Annotated in this window: 1 protein-coding gene; it reads left to right on the top strand. The window is 54.9% G+C overall.

Features of this window, described 5'->3' with window-relative positions:
- Nucleotides 1-83 precede the first annotated feature (83 nt).
- Nucleotides 84-1106, top strand: coding sequence for an IS110 family transposase (locus Q1B13_RS26785; protein ID WP_299085938.1), 1023 nt, complete (start codon nt 84-86; stop codon nt 1104-1106).
- Nucleotides 1107-1377: the final 271 nt, after the last annotated feature.

The following is a 1377-nucleotide window of genomic DNA, read 5'->3' as shown; positions in this document are numbered from 1 at the left end:
CTTGCTCTGCAGGAGCCAATGGTATGGACCCCGCCGCCCTCGGGCGGCGATCATTGCGCATTTGCAAAGCAAGGAGACATATCATGGAGATTTTGCGGATTGGTTTGGACTTGGCGAAGACCATCTTCGAGGTTCACGGTGTGAATGCGAAGGATGAAGTGGTTCTGAAAAAGACGCTGCGACGCGATGCTGTCACCCAGTTCTTCGCTGATTTGCCGCCATGCATAGTTGGAATGGAGGCCTGCGGTGGATCGCACTACTGGGCAAAGGTTTTTGCAGATCTTGGTCATGAAGTTCGCCTGATCTCACCGCAGTTTGTGACCTCCTACGTCAAATCCAACAAGAATGACCGAAACGATGCCGAAGCGATCTGCGAAGCCATCGGTCGACCATCAATGCGCTTTGTACCGGTCAAGTCCGCGGAACAGCTTGAGATCCAGGCCGTTCATCGTATCCGTCAAAGACTGGTGTCGGACCGAACCAGGTTGGTGAACCAAATCCGGGGACTGTTGGCTGAGCATGGCATAATCGTCGCCCGAGACATCTCAAGGATCCGGCGTACACTGTCGCAGATTGCCGACGGTGTTGATCACATGCTGGGCGCGATGCTCGTCGAATTGGTCTGTGACGTGCACGAAGAACTCAATGAATTGGATCAGCGCATTGCAGCTTACACAAAGCGCATCCGAGACCTCTTTAGGTCCAACGAGATGTGCCAACGTATTGGTAGGATTGAGGGGATCGGGCCAATAACGGCCACGGCGCTGGTTGCCGCCGTGGGTAACCGTACGTGCTTCAAGAACGGACGGCAATTTGCAGCATGGCTTGGGCTCGTACCCAAACAGCGATCCAGCGGCGGTAAATCCCGCCTCTTCGGGATCAGCAAACGCGGAGACCGATACTTGCGTACCCTGTTAATCCATGGTGCTCGCGCAGTTCTAAGGAAGGCAGGTGGCAAAACAGACACGCGAAGCCTGTGGATCGAACGGGTGCGCGATCGGCGGCACCCCAATGTGGTCGCTGTCGCCCTCGCCAACAAGAACGCCAGGATCGTCTGGGCTGTCTTGTTAGGTCGCACTGGGTATCAACCGACGTTCATCAGTTAAGGGGAGGCTTAGAAACCAAACGGACTACCTGAATATTGCAGCAATTTGGCATGGGATGGTGACAACGACACGAACCGTTGCTTCTTGAACCTGGTGTGTGGATCGGCGCAGCGAAGCTGATGCCTTGGAGCCAATGAGGGGGAAGCAAGCGGAAATCCATCGGGGCTCGCGGTGACGAAATATCGAGCCGCTCACAGAAGCCGGATATACGTCAGCAATCGTGATCCTAAATCAGACCAAACAGACCGTTGCAATAAGGCGGGGTCCATAT

Origin of the sequence: uncultured Ruegeria sp. (assembly GCF_947489545.1) — a bacterium.
Lineage (GTDB): Bacteria > Pseudomonadota > Alphaproteobacteria > Rhodobacterales > Rhodobacteraceae > Ruegeria.
This window is presented reverse-complemented; position numbering and strand designations above follow the sequence as displayed.

Excerpts from the sequence above, each read along its gene's own strand:
- Q1B13_RS26785 (WP_299085938.1), top strand. The coding sequence starts at position 84 with ATGGAGATTTTGCGGATTGGTTTGGACTTGGCGAAGACCATCTTCGAG.